23 protein-coding genes are annotated in these 22,096 nt (G+C 75.1%); 11 read left to right on the forward strand and 12 right to left on the reverse strand.

Annotated elements, in window-relative coordinates; all coding sequences use genetic code 11:
* The first annotated feature begins 87 nt into the window (after positions 1-87).
* Positions 88-1,497, forward strand: a complete 1,410-nt coding sequence (locus tag ACGF1Z_RS12630) for an MFS transporter (RefSeq protein WP_393002938.1) — start codon at positions 88-90, stop codon at positions 1,495-1,497.
* 351 nt (positions 1,498-1,848) lie between these two features.
* Here the strand turns inward: ACGF1Z_RS12630 and ACGF1Z_RS12635 are convergent, their stop codons facing one another.
* A complete protein-coding gene (locus ACGF1Z_RS12635) occupies positions 1,849-2,754 on the reverse strand; it encodes a dihydrodipicolinate synthase family protein (protein ID WP_393002940.1) in 906 nt (301 codons plus the stop codon).
* Between the two features lie 72 nt (positions 2,755-2,826).
* Here ACGF1Z_RS12635 and ACGF1Z_RS12640 point away from each other — a divergent pair, with 72 nt between their 5' ends.
* Positions 2,827-3,732 (forward strand): LysR family transcriptional regulator, encoded by a 906-nt coding sequence (locus ACGF1Z_RS12640; RefSeq protein ID WP_393002942.1) that lies wholly within the window; start codon positions 2,827-2,829, stop codon positions 3,730-3,732.
* Between the two features lie 92 nt (positions 3,733-3,824).
* Here ACGF1Z_RS12640 and ACGF1Z_RS12645 read toward each other — a convergent pair whose 3' ends face one another.
* Positions 3,825-4,355: a GNAT family N-acetyltransferase gene (locus tag ACGF1Z_RS12645; RefSeq protein ID WP_393002944.1), complete on the reverse strand. Its 531-nt coding sequence runs from the start codon at positions 4,353-4,355 to the stop codon at positions 3,825-3,827.
* Between the two features lie 324 nt (positions 4,356-4,679).
* Between ACGF1Z_RS12645 and ACGF1Z_RS12650 the strand changes: the two genes are divergently transcribed.
* The gene (locus ACGF1Z_RS12650) at positions 4,680-4,823 is read left to right on the forward strand and encodes a hypothetical protein (protein WP_393002946.1); all 144 of its coding nucleotides are present in this window, start codon (positions 4,680-4,682) and stop codon (positions 4,821-4,823) included.
* A 27-nt stretch (positions 4,824-4,850) separates the two neighbouring features.
* Here ACGF1Z_RS12650 and ACGF1Z_RS12655 read toward each other — a convergent pair whose 3' ends face one another.
* Together ACGF1Z_RS12655 and ACGF1Z_RS12660 are read right to left on the reverse strand one after the other, a co-directional pair.
* Positions 4,851-5,864, reverse strand: coding sequence for an aminoglycoside phosphotransferase family protein (locus ACGF1Z_RS12655; RefSeq protein WP_393002948.1), 1,014 nt, complete (start codon positions 5,862-5,864; stop codon positions 4,851-4,853).
* 251 nt (positions 5,865-6,115) lie between these two features.
* Entirely contained in the window at positions 6,116-6,523 is a 408-nt protein-coding gene (locus ACGF1Z_RS12660) for a DUF5997 family protein (protein ID WP_393002950.1), read from the reverse strand.
* A gap of 151 nt (positions 6,524-6,674) precedes the next feature.
* Between ACGF1Z_RS12660 and ACGF1Z_RS12665 the strand changes: the two genes are divergently transcribed.
* Complete coding sequence (locus ACGF1Z_RS12665; protein ID WP_393004145.1) at positions 6,675-7,442, forward strand: LysR family substrate-binding domain-containing protein; 768 nt, start codon at positions 6,675-6,677, stop codon at positions 7,440-7,442.
* A 185-nt stretch (positions 7,443-7,627) separates the two neighbouring features.
* On the opposite strand, the gene ACGF1Z_RS12670 is transcribed toward ACGF1Z_RS12665, so the two are convergent.
* Positions 7,628-7,978 carry an SDR family oxidoreductase gene (locus ACGF1Z_RS12670; protein ID WP_393002952.1) on the reverse strand — a complete coding sequence of 117 codons (351 nt, stop codon included), beginning with the start codon at positions 7,976-7,978 and terminating at the stop codon, positions 7,628-7,630.
* 142 nt (positions 7,979-8,120) lie between these two features.
* On the opposite strand from ACGF1Z_RS12670, the gene ACGF1Z_RS12675 reads away from it, so the two are divergent.
* The 5 genes from ACGF1Z_RS12675 (at position 8,121) to ACGF1Z_RS12695 (ending at position 12,488) form a co-directional block, all read left to right on the forward strand.
* Positions 8,121-8,588 (forward strand): MarR family winged helix-turn-helix transcriptional regulator, encoded by a 468-nt coding sequence (locus ACGF1Z_RS12675; protein WP_393002954.1) that lies wholly within the window; start codon positions 8,121-8,123, stop codon positions 8,586-8,588.
* A 72-nt stretch (positions 8,589-8,660) separates the two neighbouring features.
* Entirely contained in the window at positions 8,661-9,383 is a 723-nt protein-coding gene (locus ACGF1Z_RS12680; protein ID WP_393002956.1) for a (Fe-S)-binding protein, read from the forward strand.
* Positions 9,380-10,798, forward strand: coding sequence for a LutB/LldF family L-lactate oxidation iron-sulfur protein (locus tag ACGF1Z_RS12685; RefSeq protein WP_393002958.1), 1,419 nt, complete (start codon positions 9,380-9,382; stop codon positions 10,796-10,798). The genes ACGF1Z_RS12680 and ACGF1Z_RS12685 overlap by 4 nt, the downstream gene beginning before the upstream one ends.
* Entirely contained in the window at positions 10,795-11,460 is a 666-nt protein-coding gene (locus ACGF1Z_RS12690) for a lactate utilization protein C (RefSeq protein WP_393002960.1), read from the forward strand. Before ACGF1Z_RS12685 ends, ACGF1Z_RS12690 begins: the two co-directional genes overlap by 4 nt.
* Positions 11,461-11,558: 98 nt before the next feature.
* Positions 11,559-12,488 (forward strand): tellurite resistance/C4-dicarboxylate transporter family protein, encoded by a 930-nt coding sequence (locus ACGF1Z_RS12695; protein WP_393002961.1) that lies wholly within the window; start codon positions 11,559-11,561, stop codon positions 12,486-12,488.
* Here ACGF1Z_RS12695 and ACGF1Z_RS12700 read toward each other — a convergent pair.
* Complete coding sequence (locus tag ACGF1Z_RS12700; protein ID WP_393002962.1) at positions 12,461-13,645, reverse strand: 4-hydroxybenzoate 3-monooxygenase; 1,185 nt, start codon at positions 13,643-13,645, stop codon at positions 12,461-12,463. The genes ACGF1Z_RS12695 and ACGF1Z_RS12700 overlap by 28 nt on opposite strands.
* A 214-nt stretch (positions 13,646-13,859) precedes the next feature.
* On the opposite strand from ACGF1Z_RS12700, the gene ACGF1Z_RS12705 reads away from it, so the two are divergent.
* Positions 13,860-15,512: an IclR family transcriptional regulator C-terminal domain-containing protein gene (locus ACGF1Z_RS12705; protein WP_393002963.1), complete on the forward strand. Its 1,653-nt coding sequence runs from the start codon at positions 13,860-13,862 to the stop codon at positions 15,510-15,512.
* A gap of 274 nt (positions 15,513-15,786) precedes the next feature.
* Here ACGF1Z_RS12705 and pcaD read toward each other — a convergent pair whose 3' ends face one another.
* From pcaD to ACGF1Z_RS12735, 6 genes are all read right to left on the reverse strand, one after another.
* Positions 15,787-16,956: a 3-oxoadipate enol-lactonase gene (gene pcaD, locus ACGF1Z_RS12710; RefSeq protein WP_393002964.1), complete on the reverse strand. Its 1,170-nt coding sequence runs from the start codon at positions 16,954-16,956 to the stop codon at positions 15,787-15,789.
* A complete protein-coding gene (gene pcaB / locus ACGF1Z_RS12715; RefSeq protein ID WP_393004147.1) occupies positions 16,953-18,260 on the reverse strand; it encodes a 3-carboxy-cis,cis-muconate cycloisomerase in 1,308 nt (435 codons plus the stop codon). Before pcaB ends, pcaD begins: the two co-directional genes overlap by 4 nt.
* A gap of 227 nt (positions 18,261-18,487) precedes the next feature.
* Positions 18,488-19,063, reverse strand: a complete 576-nt coding sequence (pcaG, locus tag ACGF1Z_RS12720; RefSeq protein WP_393004149.1) for a protocatechuate 3,4-dioxygenase subunit alpha — start codon at positions 19,061-19,063, stop codon at positions 18,488-18,490.
* Complete coding sequence (gene pcaH, locus ACGF1Z_RS12725; RefSeq protein WP_393004151.1) at positions 19,060-19,794, reverse strand: protocatechuate 3,4-dioxygenase subunit beta; 735 nt, start codon at positions 19,792-19,794, stop codon at positions 19,060-19,062. Before pcaH ends, pcaG begins: the two co-directional genes overlap by 4 nt.
* A gap of 32 nt (positions 19,795-19,826) precedes the next feature.
* Positions 19,827-20,549 (reverse strand): CoA transferase subunit B, encoded by a 723-nt coding sequence (locus ACGF1Z_RS12730; RefSeq protein ID WP_393002966.1) that lies wholly within the window; start codon positions 20,547-20,549, stop codon positions 19,827-19,829.
* Positions 20,546-21,298, reverse strand: coding sequence for a CoA transferase subunit A (locus ACGF1Z_RS12735; RefSeq protein WP_393002968.1), 753 nt, complete (start codon positions 21,296-21,298; stop codon positions 20,546-20,548). The genes ACGF1Z_RS12730 and ACGF1Z_RS12735 overlap by 4 nt, the downstream gene beginning before the upstream one ends.
* 221 nt (positions 21,299-21,519) lie before the next feature.
* Here ACGF1Z_RS12735 and ACGF1Z_RS12740 point away from each other — a divergent pair, with 221 nt between their 5' ends.
* Complete coding sequence (locus tag ACGF1Z_RS12740; RefSeq protein WP_393002970.1) at positions 21,520-21,981, forward strand: MarR family winged helix-turn-helix transcriptional regulator; 462 nt, start codon at positions 21,520-21,522, stop codon at positions 21,979-21,981.
* The last annotated feature ends 115 nt before the right edge of the window (positions 21,982-22,096 follow it).

Below are 22,096 nucleotides of genomic sequence, written 5' to 3' on the forward strand. Positions count from 1 at the left end.
GGGGACGGCACCCGGGTTGTTTGACCTGCAGCTCCTCCGGCCGCTTTGATTCCGCGGGTCAACGATCGGTGGGAAGGGTACGAGCGGGTGGCTCTGGGACGACGGTTCGGGTTGCTGTGGGCGGCGTACGGGGTGAGCGCGTTCGGGTCGTCGCTCGCCTTCAACGCGTTGCCGCTCCTCGCGATCCGCGAGCTGCACGCGGGGCCGACCCGGGTGGCGGCGCTGGCCTCGGTCGGCGCCGCTGTCGGCGCGGCGCTGGCGGTACCGCTGGGACCGTGGGTGGAGTTCCGGCGCAAGCGGCCGGTGATGATCGCGATGGACCTGTTGCGGTTCGGGGCGCTGGCGAGCGTCCCCGCCGCGTACGCGCTCGGGCTGCTCGGCTTCGCCCAGCTCCTGGTGGTGTCGGCGGTCGTGGCCGCGGCGGGCATCACGTTCGGCGCCGCCTCCGGCGCGTACCTCAAACGGCTGGTCGGGCCGGACGACCTGCTGACCGCGAACAGCCGCTTCGAGGGCACCACCTGGACGTCGATCCTCCTGGGCCCGCCGCTCGGCGGTGCGCTCGTGGGTGCCCTCGGCCCGGTGGTGACCGTGGCGGCGGACGCGCTGAGCTACCTGCTCTCGGCGCTGGGCATCCGCGCGATCGGCGGCCACGAGCCGCTCCCGGACCGGAAGGCAACGCCCTCTCCCGTGGGGGAGCGCTCACTCCGTGCAGCACGACGGGCCCCGACCGACCGGAGGCGCGGAGATTGGACCACGGACCCGGCCAGGGCCGTACCGGACCCCTCGCCCCCTCCCCCGCACCAGTCCGGCGCCGCGCCCGCGCCCGCGCCTGCGGCCGGCCCGCCTCGGCGGTCGCGGGAGGGCGGGCTGACGGAGGGGTGGCGGTTCATCCTGGGCGATCCGGTGCTGCGGCCGCTGTTCTTCCACACGATCCTCGTGAACGGGCTGATCCTCGCCCCGGAGCCGCTGCTCGCCGTCCTCCTCCTGGACCGGCTCGGTTTCGCCCCCTGGCAGTACGGGCTCGCCTTCGCGCTCCCCTGCGCGGGCGGTCTGCTCGGCTCGCGGATCGCGCGCCCCCTGGCGGCCCGGTTCGGGGCGCGGCGGGTCCTGCTGGCGAGCGGGTCGCTGCGGACGCTGTGGCCGATCGGGCTCGCGTGCGTCGGGCCCGGCGCGGCGGGTCTGGTGCTCGTCATGGTGATCGAGTTCGGGCTCATCGCCTGCACGGGGGTGTACAACCCGCTGTTCGCGACCCGGCGGCTGGAGCGGACCCCGCAGGAACGCACGGCCCGCACCCTGTCCGCGTGGACCGTCAGCGGCCGGGCCGTCATCGCGGCGCTCACCGCGGCCTGGGGGCTGCTCGCCGCCGCCGTGGGCCCGCGCACCGCCATCGCGGCAGCCGGGATCCTGCTGCTCGCGACCCCGCTGCTGCTGCCCTGGCGCGACAGGGATGGGACGCCGGCACGGGAGACGGCGGAGCGAGGGGCCACGGTCGCCTGACCCGGAGGAGGAAAACGCCGTGGAGGTCCCGGCTACGGCTCTGTCCGCCCCGGCGTCGGCTGCCCGACCCGAGGAGAACGCGGCCCGCCCCGGACACCACGGGAGCGACGTCACGCGCACCTCGTCGACCGGACCCGCGGCACGCACCTGTGCCCAAACCGGAGCGCGTGACGCCGATGGGCTCCGTGAACCGCTGTGCCACCCGTGTGCCGCTGACATCGGCTCGCCGACGGGATCAGAGGAAGCGTCGGCCGGGCGCCGGGGTGTGCGCCCTCCGGGAAGCGGGGCCCTCGGTCATCCTGTCCGGCGGCGGTCGCGGTGAAGCGCCGGTCCCGTCCTCGCCCGCCCCCGCTACCCGAGCGCCTCCACCGCGGCCAGCTCCTTCAGGGCAGCGGCGAGCGACTCCTCCGAGGCCGGGAGGAGCGGGAGGCGGACGTCCGGGGTGGCGATCCTGCCCTGGGCGTGGAGCACGGCCTTGAGGACGGTCGGGTTGGGCTCGGCGAAGAGGCGCGTCGAGAGGCGGGCGAGGTGGTGCCCGAGGGCGCGGGCGCGGCTCGGGGGGCCCGTGCGCCAGGCGTCGGCGAGGGCAGCGAAGCGGGCGGTCGCCAGGTGGGCGGAGGCGAGGATGCCGCCGGCCGCGCCGAGGGCGAGCAGCGGCGAGGCGTAGGTGTCGTCGCCGGCCAGGACGGCGAAGCCGGGCGGTACGTCGCCCAGGAGGTCGACGGTGTCCTCGTCGACGCCGCCCACGGCGTGCTTGACGGCCACGACTCCGGGGACGGCGGCCAGGGCCCGCAGGGTGGCGGCATCGAGCGGGCGGCCGGTGCGGTACGGGATGTGATAGACGATCAGCGGTACGGGGCTCTCGGCGGCCAGGCGCGCGAAGTGGGCGACCACGCCGGCCTGTGAGGGCCGTACGAACGCGGGCACGGGCACCAGCGCGGCACGGACCTCCGGCCGGCCGGCCAGCTCGGCGAGGTCCCGGGCGGCCTGCGCGGTGGCACCCCCGACCGCACCGACGACGAGCTGGGCGTCGCGCGCCCCGCACACCTCCGCGCAGGTGTCGACGACCGCGTGGCGCTCGTCGGGTTCCAGGGCACCCACCTCCCCCGTGGTGCCGAGCGCGACGAGTCCGGCGGCGCCCTCGTCGAGGGCGGCGTGTGCGAGACCCGCCAGTGCGTCGAGGTCGGGGCGGCCGTCGCGCGCGAAGGGGGTGACGAGCGGTACGTGAACCCCGTGCGGGGTGAAGTCCTGTGCCATGGAGTCGAGGGTGGGCGAGCCGAAGCCTTCAGGTCCAGTTCGCTTTTCCGATGCGAACCGTAAGCTGAGCTGATGCTCGATGTACGCCGTCTGCGCCTGCTGCGCGAACTCGCCCTGCGGGGCACCATCGCCGCGGTCGCCGAGGCGCTGTCCTTCACCCCGTCGGCGGTCTCCCAGCAGCTGGGCACCCTGGAGCGGGAGGCCGGGGTCGCGCTCCTCGAACGTTCCGGGCGCGGTGTGCGGCTGACGCCCGCCGGGGAGAACCTGGTCCGCCATGCGGAGGCCGTCCTCGAACGCCTGGAGCAGGCGGCGGCCGAACTCGCCGAGGCCCGGCACGGTCCGGCCGGGCCCCTGCGGATCGGGGCCTTCCCCACCGCGACCCGCACCCTCGTGCCGGGAGCGCTCGCCCGGCTCGCGGCCCGGCACCCCGCCCTGGAGCCGATGGTCTCCGAGACCGACCCGGCGGGGGTCGCGCACGCGCTCCGGGCCGGTGACCTGGACGTGGCGCTGATCCACGACTACGACCTCGTGCCCGCGCCCCTCGAGCCGGGGCTGGCGGCCGAGCCGCTGTGCGAGGAGGCGATGTACCTCGCCTCGCACGCCCCCGCGCCGGACGGCCTCGAAGGGCTGGCGCTCCTCGCGCACTGGCGGGACGCGCCGTGGATCATGTCCGCCCCGGACACGCTGTGCCGGCAGGTGACCGAACAGGTCTGCCGGGCCGCCGGGTTCGTGCCGCGGGTACGGCACCAGGTGGACGCGTTCGCGACCGTGCTCGCCTTCGTCGGCGCAGGCCAAGGATGCGCCGTTGTACCGGAGTTGGGGGCGACCTCCCCACCGCCCGGGGTGCTCCTGACCCCGCTGCCGGTCCGGCGCCGGACCCGCATCGCCTTCCGCAGCGGCGCCGGATCGCACCCGGCGGTGACGGCGCTCACCCGCGCCCTGAGGGAATCGGTGCCGGGCGGACTGGGTGACGCCTGAGCCGACGGCCCCGGCCCGCGGACCGGGCCGTACGAGCGGGCCGACCGGCGTCCACGCCGCCGGACGTCCGCCACGACCGCCCGCCCCCGACGCTAGGCCGGAGCCCCTTCACCCCGCACGGACTTCTCGAGAAGCGTGAACGACTTGGCCGTGCCTCCCGGCTGCGGCTTGCCCTCCTTGCGTCCGACGACCCGGTAACCGGCCTCAAGGTAGTAGGAGGTGAGGCGTTCGTTGCCGGCCAGGCAGTCCAGGCGCACCAACGACCGGCCCGCCTCGACCACGCGCCGCTCCGCAGCGCGCAGCAACTCCCGCCCGGTGCCGGGCGGAACGCTGCCGTGGTCGACCATCAGCCGGTGCACGTAGCCGGCGGTCGGCGGCTGCGGCCCCCAGGCGTCCTCGTCCTCCCACCACAGCTCCCAGGCCCCGACCACCCGGCCGTCCGCCTCCGCGAGCCAGACCTCCCCGCCGTCCATGATCCGCCGGAAGTGGTCCCGTCCCAGCTCACCGGGCCGCCACTGGCCGGTGACACCCTGGCCCAGCATCCAGCGGGCGGCGTCGTCCCGCAGACGCACCACGGCCGGGAGGTCGGCATCGCCCGCGAGACGGAAGCGCAGTTCGTTCACGCCGCGATCTTCGCACAAGCGTCCGCGGCTGTATCGGCCCGACCGTCGAGGTGCATCCCACGCGGGAGCGGACCGCCGCTGCCGCGGCGAGCGGGCTGCCACGGCAGGATGGTCCGTATGCGCCTACACCGACGCCCCCAGGATCAACACCTGTGGATCAAAGGCCCTTTGGAGACCGCCACTGAGGGGGAGACGCGGGTCTGTCTCGACTGCGCTACGCCCATCCGCTCGTACGTGCACCGAGCCCACCCGCCGGAGTCCGATGCGTACGAGCGGTGCATCGTGTTGGCCTGGTGCCCCGTCTGTCGGCTCTACACGGGGGACATGGTCCACGTTCCGCGGCGGCGCGTGCTCGTCGACGTTCTCGCCGGCCTGCCCGAGGACCGGAGGCGGCGCCTGCTCGGGGAGGAGGCGGGCCTGGTGGCCCACCTGGACCGGCACTTCCGAGACGCGGACGGCCGCGCCTGACCCGGGGCGCTCAGCGCGGCCTGCGGATCAGAGCAGATCTCCCTCGGCGAAGAGTTCCTCGATCCAGTAGGCGCTGGCCTCGTGGCAGTCGTCGGCCGGGGTGCCGGGGAAGAGGCGGAACCACGAGACGGCCCGTCCGATGGCGGCGAGGCGGACGGCGAGGGTCGCGGCACGCCGTAGGTCCGACAACGGGATGCCGAGGTCGGTCCACGGCTCCAGATACGTCTCGCGGACGCCGGCCACGGCCTCCGGCCCGTAGCGCTCGCGCACGTCCCGTGCCGGGACCAGGAGGCTGGAGAAGGGGTGGCCCACGGCCGCGTCGCCCCAGTCGAAGAAGGTGAAGCTCCCGGCGCCCGGGGCGAGGACCTGCCCGTCGTGCAGGTCGCAGTGGTCGAGCGAGTCGGGGATGCCCACGGCGTCGAGTTCGGCGCACCAGTCGAGCAGCCGCGGCCGCCCGGCCCGCAGGGAGCGGCGGGTGTCCGGGGCGAGGGTGGGATTGGTCTCGACGAGCCCGTCGAAGATGCCCGGCAGGTGCCGGGTCCGCGCGCTGGGCACACCGAGGCCGGTCATCCGGTCCGCGTACGGGATCAGGGCGCGCTGCATCCGCGCGTACTGCGCCACCGCCGCGAGCCAGTCCGCAGGCCCGGCACCGCCCGCGTCGAGGACGTTGCGGAAGAGCGGGCCGCCGTCGGGCAGGAGCGTCCAGCCGTGCCCGGGCTCGACCGCGAGCGGTGCGAGCACGTGCTCGGGGACCCACTCGGCGAGCGCCCCGCCGAGTGCGGCCTCGAATCCGGCGGCCGGCGCGCTCGCCTTGAACCACACGGCGTCCCGCCCGCCCTCGCCGGTCCGGAACCGTACGAGGATCGACCAGGGCCGCACCCGCGCCTCCCGGGGCCCGGTCTCGGCGAGCCCGTGCCGAGCCAGCTGCTGCTCCACCCAGCGGAGGGCGGCCTCGCGCCAGGCCGGTTCCTCCCAGGGCGTGACCGCGTCGGTGAACCGACCGCGATCGACGGTCAACGGGGGCTGGGTGTCGGGTCGCATCCGGCGATTGCACCACCAGGGTGCGGCGGAATGCATCTTCTTTATGGGGGCGGGTTCTTTTTGGGGGCGGGTTCTTGGTGCGGGGCGGGGCGGGGGCGGCGGGTGGCCCCAGGCGCGCGACGCACGGGTACGCGAAGACGCCGGGCAGGGTGGCCCCTGCCCGGCGTCGTGCTCCCGGTCGGCCCTCGGCGGGGCCGCGCCGTGCCGCCCGGCGCGCGGTGCTTCGCTCCTCGCGCCGGCGATCGGCGTGATCAGTCGCGCTCGGCCCGGGCGGCCTTCTCCGCCTCCTCCGCGCGCTTCTCCTTGATGCGGACGGACTCCTTGCGGACCTCGGCCTGCGTCTCGCGCTCCTTCCGGAGCCACTCCGGGTTCTCGGCCTTGAGGGCCTCGATCTGCTCGGTGGTCAGGGCCTCGGTGACTCCGCCGCGGGCGAGACCCGAGATGGAGACACCCAGCTTCGCCGCGACGACCGGGCGGGGGTGCGGACCGTCGCGGCGCAGGTCACGCAGCCACTCCGGCGGGTCGGTCTGAAGGGCGTTGAGCTCGGCGCGGGAGACGACACCCTCGCGGAAGTCGGCGGGGGTGGCATCGAGGTACACGCCCAGCTTCTTCGCCGCGGTGGCGGGCTTCATCGTCTGGGCGGTCTGGTGCTGCGTCATGCTGACAAGAATATCGGCCAGGTGCGCCGGTGCCGACCACGGCCGGTAATCTGGCCTGGTGACAGGCTCGGACGCATCCTCCTCCCCCGTTCCCTCCGCAGCTCCGCCCGAGGCGCCCTCGGCGGCGCCCTCCGCCGGGCCGTCGTTCCGGCTGGTCTACGTGCCCGGCGTGACGCCCTCGAAGTGGGTGCGGATCTGGCGGGAGCGCCTGCCCGACGTTCCGCTCGAGCTGGTGCAGGTGTCGGCGGCCGACGCGGAGGCACGGCTGAGGGAGCGCGGGGCGGACGCCGGTTTCGTGCGGCTCCCGGTGGACCGCACGGAGCTCAGCGCGATCCCGCTGTACACGGAGACGACCGTCGTCGTGGTCCCGAAGGACCACCTGGTGGCCGCCGCCGAGGAGGTGACCGTCGAGGACATCGCCGAGGAGATCGTGCTGCACCCGCTGGACGACACCCTGGACTGGGAGACGCCTCCGGGGCTTCCCGCCTTCGAGCGGCCGGCCACCACCGCCGACGCGGTCGAGCTGGTGGCGGCCGGGATCGGCCTGCTCGTCGTGCCGCAGTCCCTGGCCCGGCTCCACCACCGCAAGGACCTCACCTACCGGACGATCACCGGTACGCCGCAGTCCCAGGTCGCGCTGTCCTGGCCGGAGGACGCCACCACCGAGCTGGTGGAGGACTTCATCGGCATCGTGCGCGGGCGGACGGTGAACAGCTCACGGGGCCGCAAGCCGGACGAGAAGGCGACCAAGGCCGCGAAGGCTCCGCAGGGGGCGAAGGGCGGGCGTCCCGCGAAGCAAGGCCAGCAGCGTCAGGGCCAGGGGCAGAAGGCCCAGGGCTCCGGCGGGCGCGGGCGTCGTTCCGGCGGCGGCCCGGCCCCCAAGAGCGGTCGCACGGGCAAGCCGCGCCGCACGTCCTGAGGGCCGGCACACCCCGCGGCGCGCACACCCCGAGGCCACCGGCCCCGGGGCCGGCACACCCCGCGGCGCGCACACCCCGAGGCCACCGGGCCCAAAGCCGGGACACCCCCGGGGCCGGCAGCCAAGGCGACAGGCCCCGTGGCCGGCCCACCCCCGGGGCCGGGTGGGCCCGTGCCGCCGCCGCGTCACACGGCCGACCACCCTCCGTCCACGGGCAGCACGCCCCCGTTGATGTTGCTCGCCGCGTCCGAGGCCAGGAAGACGATCGCGGCGGCCCGGGTCTCCGCGTCGGCGGGCTGTCCCACGTGGCCGAGACAGGCGCCGAGGGCCGGCGGGCAGGCCGCCGCGGGGCCGGCGTCCAGCCGGATGCCGGTGATCGTGGCGCCCGGGGCGACCGCGTTCGTGCGGATGCCCCGGCGGCGGTGGGCGACGGCCGACGACCCGGCGGACAGGCTGTCCATGATCCCGGCGTTGTGGACGATGACCTCCACCGCGCCCAAGGCGTCCCGTGCGGTCCTGACGACCGTCGACGACACGCTGCTCGCTCGGGCCGCCGACGACCGTGGGCGCGTTCCGCAGGCCGCCGCCTCGGTACTGCAGGCTGCATATGCTGGAGCCGACCCCGGCCCGGCCCCGCCGACCGGACGAGCCCGACCGACCCGCCGGAACAGGAACCCGATGGACCACGCGAAGGACAAGCCCACGCATCTGATCGAGTTCGAGACCATGCTCCTCGGGCGTCACTCGCACCTGTACGCGCCCCGCTCCCGCGCGGCCGGCGGCAATCTCGACCGCAGCGCCTACGTCCTGCTCAGCCGGATCCGGATGGACGGCCCCCTGTCCATCAGCCAGCTCACCGAGGCGTTCGGCCTGGACACCTCGACGCTCAACCGGCAGACCGCGGCCATGCTGCGGGCCGGCGTCGTCGAGCGCATCCCCGACCCGGACGGCGGCATCGCCCGCAAGTTCCGCATCACCGAGGAGGGTGAGCGGCGTCTCGACGCGGACCGGGACTTCAACATCCGCGGCCTGGAGCGGGTGCTCGCCCACTGGACCCCCGAAGAGGTGGCCGACTTCGCCGCCGCCCTGCAGCGTTTCAACCGCGACATCGAACGACTCGACGGGCGCCCCTGGCCACGCCCCTGACCGCCGGAACCCCAGACCCGCACGACTCCGCAACGACCCGCCCGAGGCCACCCGACCCGGAGGAACCCGTCCATGCGCGTCGCCCTCTTCGTCACCTGCGTCAACGACGCCCTGTACCCGGCCACGGGGGTGGCCACCGTCCGGCTCCTCGAACGCCTCGGCGTCACCGTCGACTTCCCCGCCGCGCAGACCTGTTGCGGGCAGCCGCAGTTCAACACCGGCTATCGCGAACGGACCGCTCCCCTCGTGCGACGCACGGTCCGCGCCTTCGAGGGATACGAACACGTCGTCACTCCCTCCGGGTCGTGCGCGGCCATGGTCCGCCGGCACTACGCGCCGTTCGGCCCGGACGCCGCCGAACTCGGCCCGCGCACCTACGAGCTGACGGAGTTCCTGGTCGACGTCCTCGGCGTCACCGACGTCGGCGCCTTCTTCCCGCACCGGGTCACCTACCACCCCTCCTGCCACGGCCTGCGGCTCCTCGGCCTCGGCGACCGGCCGCGCCGGCTGCTGGAGGCGGTGAGGGGACTGGAGCTGGTCGAGCTGCCGGGGGCTGAGGAGTGCTGCGGCTTCGGCGGCACCTTCGCCGTGAAGAACCCGGACGTGTCGGCCGCCATGGGCGCCGACAAGGTCCGCAATGCCCTCTCCACGGGAGCGGAGGTGCTGTGCGGTGCGGACAACTCCTGTCTGATGCACCTGGGTGGCACGATGAGCCGGATGCAGGTGCTGCCGGAGATGCGGCCGGTGCATCTGGCGGAGATCCTGGCGAGCACCGAAGAGGAGCCCCTGGCATGAGCGGCACGTTCGTCGGAATGCCCGCCTTCCCCCGGGCCGCCCGCGAGGCGGTGCGGGACGAGCGCCTGCGCGGCAACCTCCGGCACGCCACCCACACCATCCGTGACAAGCGGGCCCGCGCGGTCGCCGAGCTCTCCGACTGGGCGGAGCTGCGCGAGGCCGGACGGCAGATCAAGGACCACACGCTCCGGAACCTCGACCGCTACCTCCTCCGGCTGGAGGAGGCCGTGACCACGGCCGGCGGCACCGTCCACTGGGCGGAGGACGCCGACGAGGCCAACCGGATCGTCGCCGGCCTGGTCAAGGCGACCGGCGAGACCGAGGTGGTCAAGGTCAAGTCCATGGCCACCCAGGAGATCGGCCTCAACGAGGCCCTGGAGGCGGAAGGCATCCGCGCCTACGAGACGGATCTCGCCGAGCTCATCGTGCAGCTCGGCCACGACCGGCCCTCCCACATCCTGGTCCCGGCGATCCACCGCAACCGGAGCGAGATCCGCGACGTCTTCCGCTCCGAGATGGGGAAATGGGGCCGCCCCGCACCCGAGGACCTCACCGACACCCCCGCCGAGCTGGCCGAGGCCGCCCGCCTGCACCTCCGCGAGAAGTTCCTGCGTGCCAAGGTCGGCATCTCCGGCGCCAACTTCATGGTCGCCGAGACCGGCACGCTCGTGGTCGTCGAGTCCGAGGGCAACGGCCGCATGTGCCTCACCCTGCCCGAGACCCTCATCTCCGTCGTCGGCATCGAGAAGGTCGTCCCCACATGGCGGGACCTGGAGGTCTTCCTGCAGACCCTCCCCCGCTCCTCGACCGCCGAGCGCATGAACCCGTACACGTCCATGTGGACCGGCACGACCGACGGCGACGGCCCGGAGACCTTCCACCTGGTGCTGCTCGACGCGGGCCGCACCGACGTCCTCGCCGACGCCACCGGCCGGCAGGCGCTGCGCTGCATCCGCTGCTCGGCCTGCCTGAACGTCTGCCCGGTGTACGAGCGGGCCGGCGGTCACGCGTACGGCTCGGTCTACCCCGGGCCCATCGGCGCGATCCTCACGCCTCAGCTGCGCGGTACGGCGAGCGAGGTCGACGCCTCACTGCCGTACGCCTCCTCGCTGTGCGGCGCCTGCTACGACGTGTGCCCCGTCGCGATCGACATTCCCGAGGTCCTGGTGCATCTCCGCGAACGCGTCGCCGGGCAGGGCGGTCCGGGCCACCGGCTCGAACGGGCGGCGATGACGGCCGCCGGATGGGTCCTCGACCGGCCCGCAGTGCTCGCCGCCGGGGAGCGCCTGGCGGCCCGCACCCGTGCGCTGCACCCGAAGAAGCCGCCCGGCGCCGGTGCCTGGACCGGGACGCGCGATCTGCCCGAGGTGCCGCAGGAGCCGTTCCGCGACTGGTGGAGGAGGAACCGCACGTGACCGCCGCCCCGCAGCCCGCCGTCCCCTCCTCGCGGGACCGGATCCTCGCCCGGATCCGCGCCGCCGTGGCCGGTGCGCCCGAGGCGCCCGAGGCGGAGCGCCGCTATCCGGACCGGCACGCGCCCGGCGACCCGGCGGCGCTCGTCGACCTCCTGCACGAGAACCTCGCCGACTACCGGGCGGTGGTCCGGCGCACGGACGCCGCCGGGCTCCCCGGGCTCATCGGCCGGGTGCTCGCGGAGCACGGGGCGCGCAGTGTCGCCGTACCGGCCGGGCTGCCCGACGCGTGGCTGTCGGGCCGGGCACGGGACGTCGGGCTCCGGCCCGACGACGGATCGCTGACGCCCGGCCGGCTGGACGGGACCGACGCCGTGGTGACGGGATGCGCCGTGGCCGTGGCCGAGACCGGGACGATCGTCCTCGACGGCGGGCCGGCCCAGGGCCGGCGCGCCCTCACCCTCGTGCCGGACCTGCACGTGTGTGTCGTGCGGGTGCCGGAGCAGGTCGTGGCCTCGGTACCGCTCGCACTGGCCCGTCTCGACCCGGCCAGGCCGCTCACCTGGATCTCCGGCCCCTCCGCCACGAGCGACATCGAGCTCGACCGGGTGGAGGGCGTGCACGGTCCGCGCCGGCTCGAGGTGGTCCTCGTCGACGGGGGGTGAGGGCCCGGGCCGGGTCCGTGCGGTTCCGCCCGGCCGGCGGGTCAGGACGGCCGGCGCTCCGGTGGCGGGGCGGTGCGCCCGGCGCTGGGATGAGGAGCATGGACGATCGTGCCGCCCCCTGGTGGGCCGTGTTCCCACCGGTCGCCGGGGCGGCGGTCATGGCGACCGGCATCCTCTCCGTCGGTCTGCATCTCGTCGGTCGGGAAGTCCTCTCGCTGCTGGCCTTCGGGCTGGCGGGGTCCCTGTGGATCCTGCTCGCGGGTGACTTCGCGGTCCTGCTGCTGGGTCGTCGACGGGAGTGGGAGGCGCGGGCGGACTCGCCGCCCGCGCTCACCGCCGTGGCGGCGACGACCATCCTGGGGGTGCGGTGCTCGGGCCTGGGGTGGGCGGCGGTGGCGCTGGTGCTGCTGGGGGTCGCCGCCGTCGCGTGGGTGGCACTCCTCCCGGGTGTGCTGCGGCATCTGGGCCACCGTATGCCGGGAGGCGTGTTCCTGATCTGCGTGGCGACCGAGGGGCTGGCGGTCCTGTCGGGCACGCTCGCGCCGCGCTACGGCCGCCCGCTCGCCTGGGCGGGTCTGGTGCTGCTCGTCCTGGGGCTCGTGCTGTACGTGGACGCCCTGGTCCGGTTCGACTTCCGGCAGGTGGTGACGGGGGCGGGCGACCAGTGGGTGGCGGGCGGCGCGCTCGCCATCTCGGCGCTCGGCGGCGCGAAGCTGCTGGCGACCGGGGTGTGGACGGGCGAGGTGCTGCGGACGGGCACCCTGGTCGCCCTCGGGCTCTCGCTGCTCGGGTACGCGGTGCTGCTCGCAGCCGAGGTGGCCCGGCCCCGTAGGGCCTACGACGTGCTGCGTTGGGCGACGGTCTTCCCGCTGGGGATGACCGCCGTCGCCTGTCTGTCCGTGTCGGACGCGGCGGGGATCGGGTGGCCGGACCCGCTCGGGCGGGTGCTGCTGGGGATCGCCGCCGCGGCCTGGCTGCTCACCGCGTTCGGGCTGGTGCGTCAGGCGTCGACCGGGAGGCCCGTGTAGTTCTCGGCGAGTTCGGCGGCGGCGTGCGGGGAGCGGGCGATCCGGTCGAGCTGGGACTGCTGCAGCCGGGTGTCGAAGGGCGACTGGTCCGGGTCGGCGTGGAGGGTGGTGGTCATGAGGTACGAGAAGTGCTCGGCCCGCCAGACCCGGCGCAGGCATGTGTCGGAGTAGGCGTCCAGGAGTTCGGTCGAGCCGGTCTTCGCGTGGTGGGCGAAGGCGCGGGCCAGGACGATGACGTCGGCGGCGGCCAGGTTCAGGCCCTTCGCCCCGGTCGGCGGGACGATGTGCGCCGCGTCCCCGGCGAGGAAGACACGGCCGTGGCGCATGGGCTCGGTGACGGAGCTGCGCATGGGCAGGACGGACTTCTGGGTGACGGTGCCGCGCGTGAGGCGCCATCCGGGTTCGGCGGTCAGCGCGAGGCGGGCGTCGAGTTCGTCCCAGACGCGCTCGTCGGGCCAGTCGGCGGGGTCGGTGCCGTTGGGGACCTGGAGGTAGAGCCGGCTGACGGAGGGCGAGCGCATGCTGGCGAGGGCGAAGCCGCGCTCGGAGTGGGCGTAGATCAGCTCGTCGTACACGGGCGGCGCCTCGGCGAGGATGCCGAGCCAGGAGTAGGGATAGGTGCGCTCGAAGGTGCGCCGCTCGGTGTCGGGCACGGCGTGCCGGGTGACCCCGTGGTAGCCGTCGCAGCCCACGACGTAGTCGCAGGTGAGGGTCTTCTCGCGGCCCTCGTGGGTGTAGCGGATCAGGGGGCGGTCGGTGTCGGCGCCCTCGACGGCGGTGACCTCGGCCTCGAAGTGCAGCGGGCCGCCTTCGGCGAGCTGGAGGGCCACGAGGTCCTTGACGACCTCGGTCTGGGCGTAGACCCAGACGCGCCGGCCGCCGGTGAGGGCGGGGAAGTCGATGCGGGTGGCGCGGCCGTCGTGGCGGAGCTCGATGCCGTCGTGCGGGAGTCCCTCGGCGTCGAGGCGGGCGCCCGCGCCGGCGGCGCGGAGGGCGTCGACGGTGGCCTGTTCGAGGATGCCGGCCCGTTGCCGCCGTTCGACGTAGTCGCGGTCGCGGCTCTCCAGGACGACGCTGTCGATGCCCGCCTGGTGCAGCAGGCGGGCCAGGAGCAGGCCGGAGGGGCCTCCGCCGATGATGCCGACGGTGGTGTGCATGGGGTCTCCTCGTCGCGTCGAACCGGGCGGTCCGGGCGCTGGGCGGTCGCGGAGCGGATCCGCAGGCGCGTCAGCGCGGATGGGGCCTTCAAGGCGTTCGCATAGTGAAGAGATTTTCACTATGCTGGGAGTCTGGTCGCGGGCGGGCCCGCCTGTCAACGGGGCGCCCGGCCCCGTTCGCTACGGTGGACCGAAGATCAGCGACGGAGAGCCGATGCCCCCTGCCTACGATGCGCCTGCCGAGACGCCGCCCGAGGCCGTGACCCCCCTGCTGCGCGGGGTCGGCGTGCTGCGCCGGCTCACCGATGCCGGCGGGCGGATGCCGGTCGGCGAACTCGAGCGGGCCACCGGGCTCGCCCGGTCCACGGTGGATCGCGTCACAGGCACGCTGGCACGCATGGGCTACGTGCGGATCGAGGGGCGCGACGTACTCCTCGCGCCGCGCCTCCTGGAGCTCGGCAACGCCTATCTGGCCTCCGTACGGCTGCCCGACCTGCTCGGCGGGCGGGCGGACGCGCTCGCCGACGAGCTGGACGAGTCGGTGTCAATCGCCGTCCCGGACGGGGACGGGATCCGCTTCGTGCACCAGGCCACCCGGCGCCGCGCGATGTCGGTGAGCTTCCGCATCGGCGACCTGCTCCCGGCCGAACGCACCGCCCCCGGAGCCCTGTTCGCCTCCGAGTGGGACGCGGCCGCGTGGGAGGGATGGCGGGCCCGGCGGGCCGCCGACCCGCAGGGCCGGGACTTCCCGGCCGCACCCTCCCGCGCCGCGGGCGCGGTGGACTTCGCCGAGCGGGCCGCCGAGGCGGGGACGGCCGGCTGGGCCCTCGACGACCAGCTGGTCGAGCCCGGACTCGTGGCCCTCGCGGTGCCGGTGCGCGGCGGCGACGGGCGGATCGCGTGTGCGCTGAGCACCGTGAGCCACACCAGCCGGCACGACGCCGCCGCGCTGCGGGAAGCGCTACTGCCACGGCTGCGGACGACGGCCGCCGCGATGGAACGCGTGCTGCGGGAGGCGCCGGCGGCGGCGCCGGCCGCGCCGAGCGGGCTCGCCGCGTGGACGGGCGCCTCGAAGCAGGAACTGGGCCGGGAGTTCGTGGAGTCGCTGGCGCGCGGGCTCACGGTCCTGACGGCCTTCGGCGAGGGCCGCGCCGCGCTGCCGCTGACGGCGGTCGCCGAGGCCACCGGGCTCGCCCGGGCCACCGCCCGGCGGGCCCTGATCACCCTCGAACACCTCGGCTGTGTGGCGGTGGAGGGGCGGGAGTTCCGCCTCACCCCCCGGGTGCTCTCCCTCGGCTTCGCGCCGCTGTCCCGGACCACGCTCACCCGGATCGCCCAGCCGCATCTCGCGGACCTGGCCGAGCGGGTACGGGAGTCCACGTCGCTGGCCGTGCTGGTCGGCGACGAGGTGCAGTACACGGGGCGGGTCGAGACCAGCCGCATCATGAACGTCCACATCACGATCGGGACCCGCTTCCCCGCGTACGCGACCTCCATGGGCCGCGTCCTGCTCGCCGGCCTGCCGCCCGAGGAGCGCGCGGCCCGCCTCGACGCCTCCGAGCCGCGCGCCCTCACCCCGTACACGGTGACCGGGCGCACCGAACTCGACGCGCTCCTCGACCGGGTCGGGCGCGAGGGGTACGCACTGGTCGACGAGGAGCTGGAGGAGGGCCTGCGGTCGATCGCGCTGCCGGTCCACGACCGTACGGGCCGCGTCGTCGCCGCCGTCAACGTGGCCCTGCACGCCAGCCGCAGGTCCGCGGAGGAGTGCGTGCGCGACGTCCTCCCGGAACTGGCGACGGCGATCTGCGGCATCGAGGCGGACCTGCACGTGACGGAACGCTTCGCCCGGGTTCCGGCGTACTGAGCGCGTTCCAGGACCGAGCGGTCGCCGGCGGGCGCCGCGTGCCGCCCGAGCGCGACGGGGCTCGGGCGGCACGCGGCCGACGCCGGGGACGGGCTCCGGCCGCCGAACCGCACGGCGGCCCGCTGTCCGGCGGGCTGCTGTCGGCAGGCTGCTCTGCGGCGGGCTGCTGTGCGTCAGCGACACACAGCCCCCGCAGGACCACGCACGGGCGCGTGCCGACGGGTCGCCGCCGACCGACACGCGGGGCCCGCACCACGTCGGCGGACCCCAGGGCTCAGGCCCCCGGTCCGGCCGCCCGGGGCCGGTCCTGTCCGCGGGAGTCGGCCTGGTCCTCCTCCCCCAGCACCCGTTGGGCCACGGCGAAGGCCGTGTTGGCCGCCGGGACTCCGCAGTAGACCGCGGTCTGGAGCAGGACCGCCGCGATCTCGTCGTCCGTCAGGCCGTTGCGGCGGGCCGCGCGCAGGTGCATCGCCAGTTCGTCGTGATGGCCGTGGGCGACCAGGGCGGTCAGGGTGATCAGGCTGCGCTCGCGCCGGGACAGCGTGGGGTCGGTCCAGACCTCGCCCCAGGCGTAGCGGGAGATGAAGTCCTGGAAGCGGGCGGTGAGCGGGGTCTGCCGGGCCTGGGCGCGGTCCACGTGGACGTCGCCGAGGACCTGACGGCGCACTGCCATGCCGCTTCGGGCGGGCGTGCCGGCGAGATGGGAGCGGAGGACGGCGAGCACGGCCTCCGGCTGTTCGGCGGGCGCGAGGTGGGAGGCGCCGGGGAGTTCGGTCAGCGCGGCGCCGGGGACGGCGTCGGCGATCTCCCGGAGGTGGGCGGGAGGGGTCGCCGGGTCCTCCCGGCCGGCGACGAGCAGGGTGGGCGCGGTGATGTCGGGGAGCCGGTCGCGCAGGTCGAAGGCGGCCAGCGCGTCGCAGCACGCGGCGTACGCCTCCGGGTCGGCGGCCCGGTGGTCGGCCACCAGGCGCGGCACGGTGAACCCCGGGGTGAACCAGCGGGCGTCGGCCGTCGCGGCCAGCTTCTCCAGTCCTTCGCGGCGGACGGTGGCGGCCCGGTCCTCCCAGGGGGCGGAGCCGCCGAAGTGGGCGGAGGAGCAGAGGACGGCGAGGCGGTCGACCCGCTGCGGGTGGTGCACCGCCAGGTGGAGTCCGACGGCGCCGCCGAGCGACACGCCCGCGTACGAGAAGCGGTCGGCGCCCAGGGTGTCGGCGAGGTCGAGGACCAGCCGGGCCAGATCGGCCACGGTGGCCCCCGCGCCGATCAGATCCGCGGGTGAACCGCCGTGCCCGGGCAGGTCCCAGCGGACGACCCGGTGGGTGACGGAGAGTTCGGGGGCGACGGCGTCCCAGAGGGCGGTCGAGGTGCCCAGCGAGGGGCCGAGGACGACGACCGGCGCCGTGGCGGGACCTTCGACGAGGTGGTGCGGGGTGCGGGGGCTCATCGTCGCTCCAGGGCTCGGTCGGTGAGGGGGCCGGCGCAGCCGGTGGCGCGGGCCGGGTCGGTCAGGGCGGCCAGGTCGAGCCCGGCCGACTCGGGCTGCTCGGCGAGGAGTTCGCCGAGCGATCGGCCCTCGGCCCGGCTGCGCGCGGTGAGTTCGGCGAGCCGGTCCCGGGCCCGGGCCCGGCCGAGCAGCGGGGTGAGCGCCACCGAGAGGCGTTCGGCGACGAGCAGTCCGCCGGTGGCGTCCAGGTGGGTCCGCATGGCCGCCGGGTCGACGCGGAGTCCTTCCGCGAGGGCTGCGGCGTGGTGGGCCGCACCGCCGACGAGCCTCAGCAGGTCGCGCAGCGGCTCCCACTCGGCGTGCCAGGTGCCGGCGGGCCGTTCGTCCTCGGCGGCGAGGCAGCCGTAGAGGCTCGCGGCGAGGTGCGGGGCCCGTCGCGTGGCGGAGGCGACGAGCGTGGCGCGCACCGGGTTCGCCTTGTGGGGCATGGCGGAGGACCCGCCGCCGGTCCCTTCGCCGACCTCGGCGATCTCGGTGCGGGACAGGACGAGGACGTCGGCTGCGATCTTGCCGAGCGCCCCGGCCGTGAAGGCGAGGACGCCCGCCAGGTCGGCCACGGGGGTGCGGAGCACGTGCCAGGGCAGGAGCGGTACGGCGAGGCCGAGTTCCCGGGCGTACGCGGCGGGCAGCCCGATCGCCTCCTCGGCGCCGCCGCCGAAGTCGGCGAAAGCGGCCAAGGTGCCCGCCGCGCCGCCGAGTTGGACGGGCAGTCCGTCGCGTACCCGCTCGATCCGGTCCCGTGCGTCGAGGACGAGCGAGCGCCAGCCCGCCGCCTTCAGGCCGAAGGTCGTGGGGACGGCGTGCTGGGTGAGGGTGCGGCCCGGCATCACGGTGTCCCGGTGGGCGGCGGCGAGGGCGGCGAGCGCCTGCTCCGACCGGGCGAGGGCGTCGAGGACGAGACCGAGGGTGCGGGCGGCCACCAGCATGGCGGCCGTGTCCAGGATGTCCTGGCTCGTGGCACCGCGGTGCACGTACGCACCCCACTCCCCCACGGCCTCGGTCAGGTCCGCGACCAGCGGGATGACGGGGTTGCCGCCGCCGCGCGCCCGCAGGGCCACCGACCGGACGTCGAGGCGCCCCGCCCGGGCCGCCTCGGTGACCGCTCGGGCCGCCTCCGCGGGCGCGGCGCCGGTGGCCGCCTGGGCGCGGGTCAGCCCGGCCTCCGCGTCCAGGAGTGCCTGGAGGAAGGCCGTGTCCCCGGTGGCGGCCTCGGCGGGCGAGCCCGCCCGTACGGGATCGAGCAGCCCGGCGTCGGGGCCGGCCGGTCCGGGGGCGTGGGCGGGCGGCCCGGCGTCAGGGGCGCGGGCGAGCGGCTCGGCGTCGGCGGGAGCGCGTCCGGCCCTGGCGGGGCCGGGCGTTGCCGGGCCGGGCGTCGCCGGGCCCGTGGGAGCGGGGCCGGGGGGAGCGGGGTCGGCGGGACCCGCGCCGGTCGCCTCGGTGCCGGGCGGAGTGCCGTCGGGCTCGGAGTCGGTCACGGGAACTCCAGGAACACCGTCTCGCCCTCACCCTGGAGCCGGATGTCGAAGCGATGGGTGCGGTACGGCTCCTCGGCGGCGATCAGGGTGCCGCGCCGGCCGGCCGGGATCCGGTCGAGCAGCGGGTCGGGTCCGCCGCCGAGGTAGGCGCGCGTGTAGAGGTGGTGGAGCAGACCGCGGGCGAACACGCAGACGCTGATGTACGGCCGGCCCGGGTTGCCGGGAGGAAGGGTGTGCAGCGCGTAGTGGCCGTCGGCGTCGGTGGCGACGCGGCCGAAGCCGGTGAATCCGGTGCCGGCCCGGCCGAGGTGGCCGCCGGTGACGGGGTCCCGGCGCAGCGAGCCGGGCGCACCGGCGAGGGAGCCGTCGGGCGCGGCCTGCCAGAATTCGAGCAGGGCGTCGGGAACGGGGGCGCCTGCGCCGTCGAGCACGTACCCGTGGAGGGTGAGGCGTTCGGGGTGTCCGTCGGGCGCGATGCGCTCGCCGCCGGGGAACGGCAGCGCGTAGCCGTAGAAGGGTCCGACGGTGTGGGACGGTGTGGGAAGCGGGGGCGTGGACTGCACGGCGGTCAGCGTCCTTCCTCGGTCCAGGTGGCGGCCGGTCCGTCGAGGACGATGTCCCAGGCGTAGCCGAGGGAGAACTCCGGTACGGACAGGCCGTGTTCGTAGCGAGCGACCAGTCGGTCCCGGGCGGCCGCGTCGGTGACCGAGCGGATTATCGGGTCGTGGGCGACGAGCGGGTCGCCGGGGAAGTACATCTGCGTGACGAGCCGTTGCGTGAAGGCCGTGCCGAAGACGGAGAAGTGGATGTGGGCGGGGCGCCAGGCGTTGGTGTGATTGCGCCAGGGGTAGGCGCCGGGCTTGATCGTCGTGAAGGAGTAGCGGCCCTGGTCGTCCGTCAGGGTGCGTCCGACGCCGGTGAAGTGGGGGTCGAGCGGTGCCGGGTGCCGGTCGCGCCGATGGGCGTACCTGCCCGACGCGTTGGCCTGCCAGATCTCGATCAGCTGGCCCCGCACCGGTCGGCCGGCCCGGTCGAGGAGGCGCCCGGCGACGGTGATCCGCTCACCGAGGGGTTCGCCGGTGTGCATCCGGGTGAGGTCGTTGTCGTGCTCGGTGACGTCGGTGACACCGAAGACGGGCCCGGCGAGCTCGACGGCCTCGGGGTCGCCGTCCACGGCGACCGGCGGGCGGCGGGGGTGCCGGAGCAGGGAGCTGCGGTACGGGGGGTAGTCCCGCGCCGGATGATGGCGGGGCGGGGCGCCGCCGGCCAGGGCCCTGTCGTAGACGTCCTGGAGGACGCGCATCTCGGCGTCGACGCGGTCCTGCGTGAGGTCGTTCACGAGAACTCCAGCGGGTCGGAGAGGGAGGGGCGGGGACGGAGGCGGTGTCGCGCCGCTGCCGGGTCCGGCACGGGTACTGCCGTCAGCTCCGGGCCGAGCACGGGCGCGGCCGTCCGCGCGACGACCTCCTCGGCCGTGACGCCGGGTGCCGTCTCGACGAGGACGAGCCCGTCCCGCGTGACGTCGAGGACGGCGAGGTCGGTGATGACCCGGTCGACGCAGGCGCGCCCGGTGAGCGGCAGGTCGCATTCCTCGACGATCTTCGGGGTGCCGTCCTTCGCGGTGTGGGTCATGACGACGATGACGGTGCGCGCGCCGTGGACGAGGTCCATGGCGCCGCCGATTCCGGTGACCAGGCGGCCGGGGACGGCCCAGTTGGCCAGGTCGCCGCGGGCGGAGACCTGCATGCCACCGAGGACGGCGACGTCGATGTGACCGCCGCGGATCATGCCGAAGGAGAGGGCGGAGTCGAAGTAGGAGGCGCCGGGCAGGACGGTGACGGTCTCCTTGCCGGCGTTGATGAGGTCGGGGTCGACCTCGCCCTCGGCCGGGTAGGGGCCCGTACCGAGGATGCCGTTCTCGGACTCGAGGACGACCTCGACGCCTGCGGGAAGGTGGTTCGGGATGAGGGTCGGCAGGCCGATGCCCAGGTTGACGTACTGCCCGTCGCGGAGTTCGAGGGCGGCGCGGGCGGCCATCTGTTCGCGGGTCCAGCTCATCGCGTGGTCCTCTTCTCTATCGCCTTGTCGGCGGCCTGCCCGGGGGTGAGGGCGAGGACGCGCTGCACGAAGATGCCGGGCAGGTGGACGTGGTCGGGGTCGAGTGCACCCGGCTCGACGAGCTCCTCGACCTCGGCGACGGTGATCCGCCCGGCCATGGCGGCCGGCGGGTTGAAGTTGCGGGCGGCGGCGTGGAAGACGAGGTTGCCGTGGCGGTCGCCCCTGGCCGCGCGGACGAGGGCGTAGTCGGTGCGGATGGCGTGCTCCAGGACGTGCGGGACGCCGTCGAAGTCCCGTACCTCCTTCGGCGGAGAGGCCAGCGCGACGCCGCCCTCGCCGTCGTAGCGCCAGGGCAGTCCGCCGTCGGCGACGAGGGTGCCGACGCCGGCGGGGGTGAAGAAGGCGGGGATGCCGCAGCCGCCGGCGCGCAGGCGTTCGGCGAGGGTGCCCTGCGGGATGAGTTCGACCTCCAGCTCGCCGGCGAGGTACTGGCGCGCGAACTCCTTGTTGGCACCGATGTACGAGCCGGTGACCCGGGCGATACGGCCCGCGGCGAGGAGCACCGCGAGACCGGAGTCCAGGGCGCCGCAGTTGTTGGAGACGACCTCCAGGCCCCCGACGCCCCGCTCGTGGACGGCCTGGATGAGGGCGTTCGGCACGCCGCTGAGGCCGAAGCCGCCCACCGCGAGCGACGCTCCGTCCGGGACGTCCGCCACCGCCTCCGCGGCGGTGGCGACCACCTTGTCCATGGGATAGCCCTTCGTTCCGAGCGAGAGGACGGACCCGGGGTGTCCGGACCGCCCGAGTGCGGTGACATGAAGAGTGGCTCGTGCATTAATCAGTGCACTGACCATTTTCGATGACGGGGTCATGCTGGCAGGCGTCCGCCCGGTCGTCAACGGGCTCCGACCGGACGCCATGGAGAGCGGTATCGTTCCGTGCACCGACGAAACCCCAGGAGGAGGCGCTCATGGCCGCGGTGGATCTGGCCACGCATCCCGGGCATCTGGCCCGGCGGCTGCAGCAGGCGCACCACCTGATGTGGACGACGATGGTCTCGGAGGAGATCACCTCCCCCCAGTTCGGCGTCCTGAACGCACTGACCGCCGAACCCGGCCTCGACCAGCGCACGGTGGGCGAGCGGGTGGCCCTCGACCGCTCGACGATCGCCGAGGTCGTCGGCCGCCTGATCCGGCGGGGCCTGCTGGACAAGGTGCGGGACCCCGCGGACGGGCGCCGTTTCCTGCTGCGCCTCACGCCCGAAGGGACGCGCGCGCACCGGAAACTGACGGTGCGCACGGCACGGATGAACCAGGTCTTCCTGGCCCCGCTCTCCGCCGAGGAGCAGGCCCTCTTCCTGTCCCTGCTCCGCCGGGTGTCGGATGCGGCGGAGGAGCTCCGGAACCCGGCGGATCCCCTCCCCGCCCCCTGAGACACCGGTCGCGGGTCCGGCGGAGTCACTCCCGTATGGCGGCCGCCGTCGCCGCCGGGGCTCCGGCGGGCGCGGCCGGACGGGCCGGACGTGCGGCGAACCGGGACCAGGACGA

The organism is Streptomyces sp. NPDC048018 (assembly GCF_043202995.1).
GTDB lineage: Bacteria > Actinomycetota > Actinomycetes > Streptomycetales > Streptomycetaceae > Streptomyces.

Excerpts from the sequence above, each read along its gene's own strand:
- ACGF1Z_RS12635 (WP_393002940.1), bottom strand. The coding sequence starts at position 2,754 with ATGGCACAGGACTTCACCCCGCACGGGGTTCACGTACCGCTCGTCACC.
- ACGF1Z_RS12640 (WP_393002942.1), top strand. The coding sequence starts at position 2,827 with ATGCTCGATGTACGCCGTCTGCGCCTGCTGCGCGAACTCGCCCTGCGG.
- ACGF1Z_RS12650 (WP_393002946.1), top strand. The coding sequence starts at position 4,680 with ATGGTCCACGTTCCGCGGCGGCGCGTGCTCGTCGACGTTCTCGCCGGC.
- ACGF1Z_RS12655 (WP_393002948.1), bottom strand. The coding sequence starts at position 5,864 with ATGCGACCCGACACCCAGCCCCCGTTGACCGTCGATCGCGGTCGGTTC.
- ACGF1Z_RS12660 (WP_393002950.1), bottom strand. The coding sequence starts at position 6,523 with ATGACGCAGCACCAGACCGCCCAGACGATGAAGCCCGCCACCGCGGCG.
- ACGF1Z_RS12675 (WP_393002954.1), top strand. The coding sequence starts at position 8,121 with ATGGACCACGCGAAGGACAAGCCCACGCATCTGATCGAGTTCGAGACC.
- ACGF1Z_RS12680 (WP_393002956.1), top strand. The coding sequence starts at position 8,661 with ATGCGCGTCGCCCTCTTCGTCACCTGCGTCAACGACGCCCTGTACCCG.
- ACGF1Z_RS12685 (WP_393002958.1), top strand. The coding sequence starts at position 9,380 with ATGAGCGGCACGTTCGTCGGAATGCCCGCCTTCCCCCGGGCCGCCCGC.
- ACGF1Z_RS12695 (WP_393002961.1), top strand. The coding sequence starts at position 11,559 with ATGGACGATCGTGCCGCCCCCTGGTGGGCCGTGTTCCCACCGGTCGCC.
- ACGF1Z_RS12700 (WP_393002962.1), bottom strand. The coding sequence starts at position 13,645 with ATGCACACCACCGTCGGCATCATCGGCGGAGGCCCCTCCGGCCTGCTC.
- ACGF1Z_RS12705 (WP_393002963.1), top strand. The coding sequence starts at position 13,860 with ATGCCCCCTGCCTACGATGCGCCTGCCGAGACGCCGCCCGAGGCCGTG.
- pcaD (WP_393002964.1), bottom strand. The coding sequence starts at position 16,956 with ATGAGCCCCCGCACCCCGCACCACCTCGTCGAAGGTCCCGCCACGGCG.
- pcaH (WP_393004151.1), bottom strand. The coding sequence starts at position 19,794 with ATGCGCGTCCTCCAGGACGTCTACGACAGGGCCCTGGCCGGCGGCGCC.
- ACGF1Z_RS12730 (WP_393002966.1), bottom strand. The coding sequence starts at position 20,549 with ATGAGCTGGACCCGCGAACAGATGGCCGCCCGCGCCGCCCTCGAACTC.
- ACGF1Z_RS12735 (WP_393002968.1), bottom strand. The coding sequence starts at position 21,298 with ATGGACAAGGTGGTCGCCACCGCCGCGGAGGCGGTGGCGGACGTCCCG.
- ACGF1Z_RS12740 (WP_393002970.1), top strand. The coding sequence starts at position 21,520 with ATGGCCGCGGTGGATCTGGCCACGCATCCCGGGCATCTGGCCCGGCGG.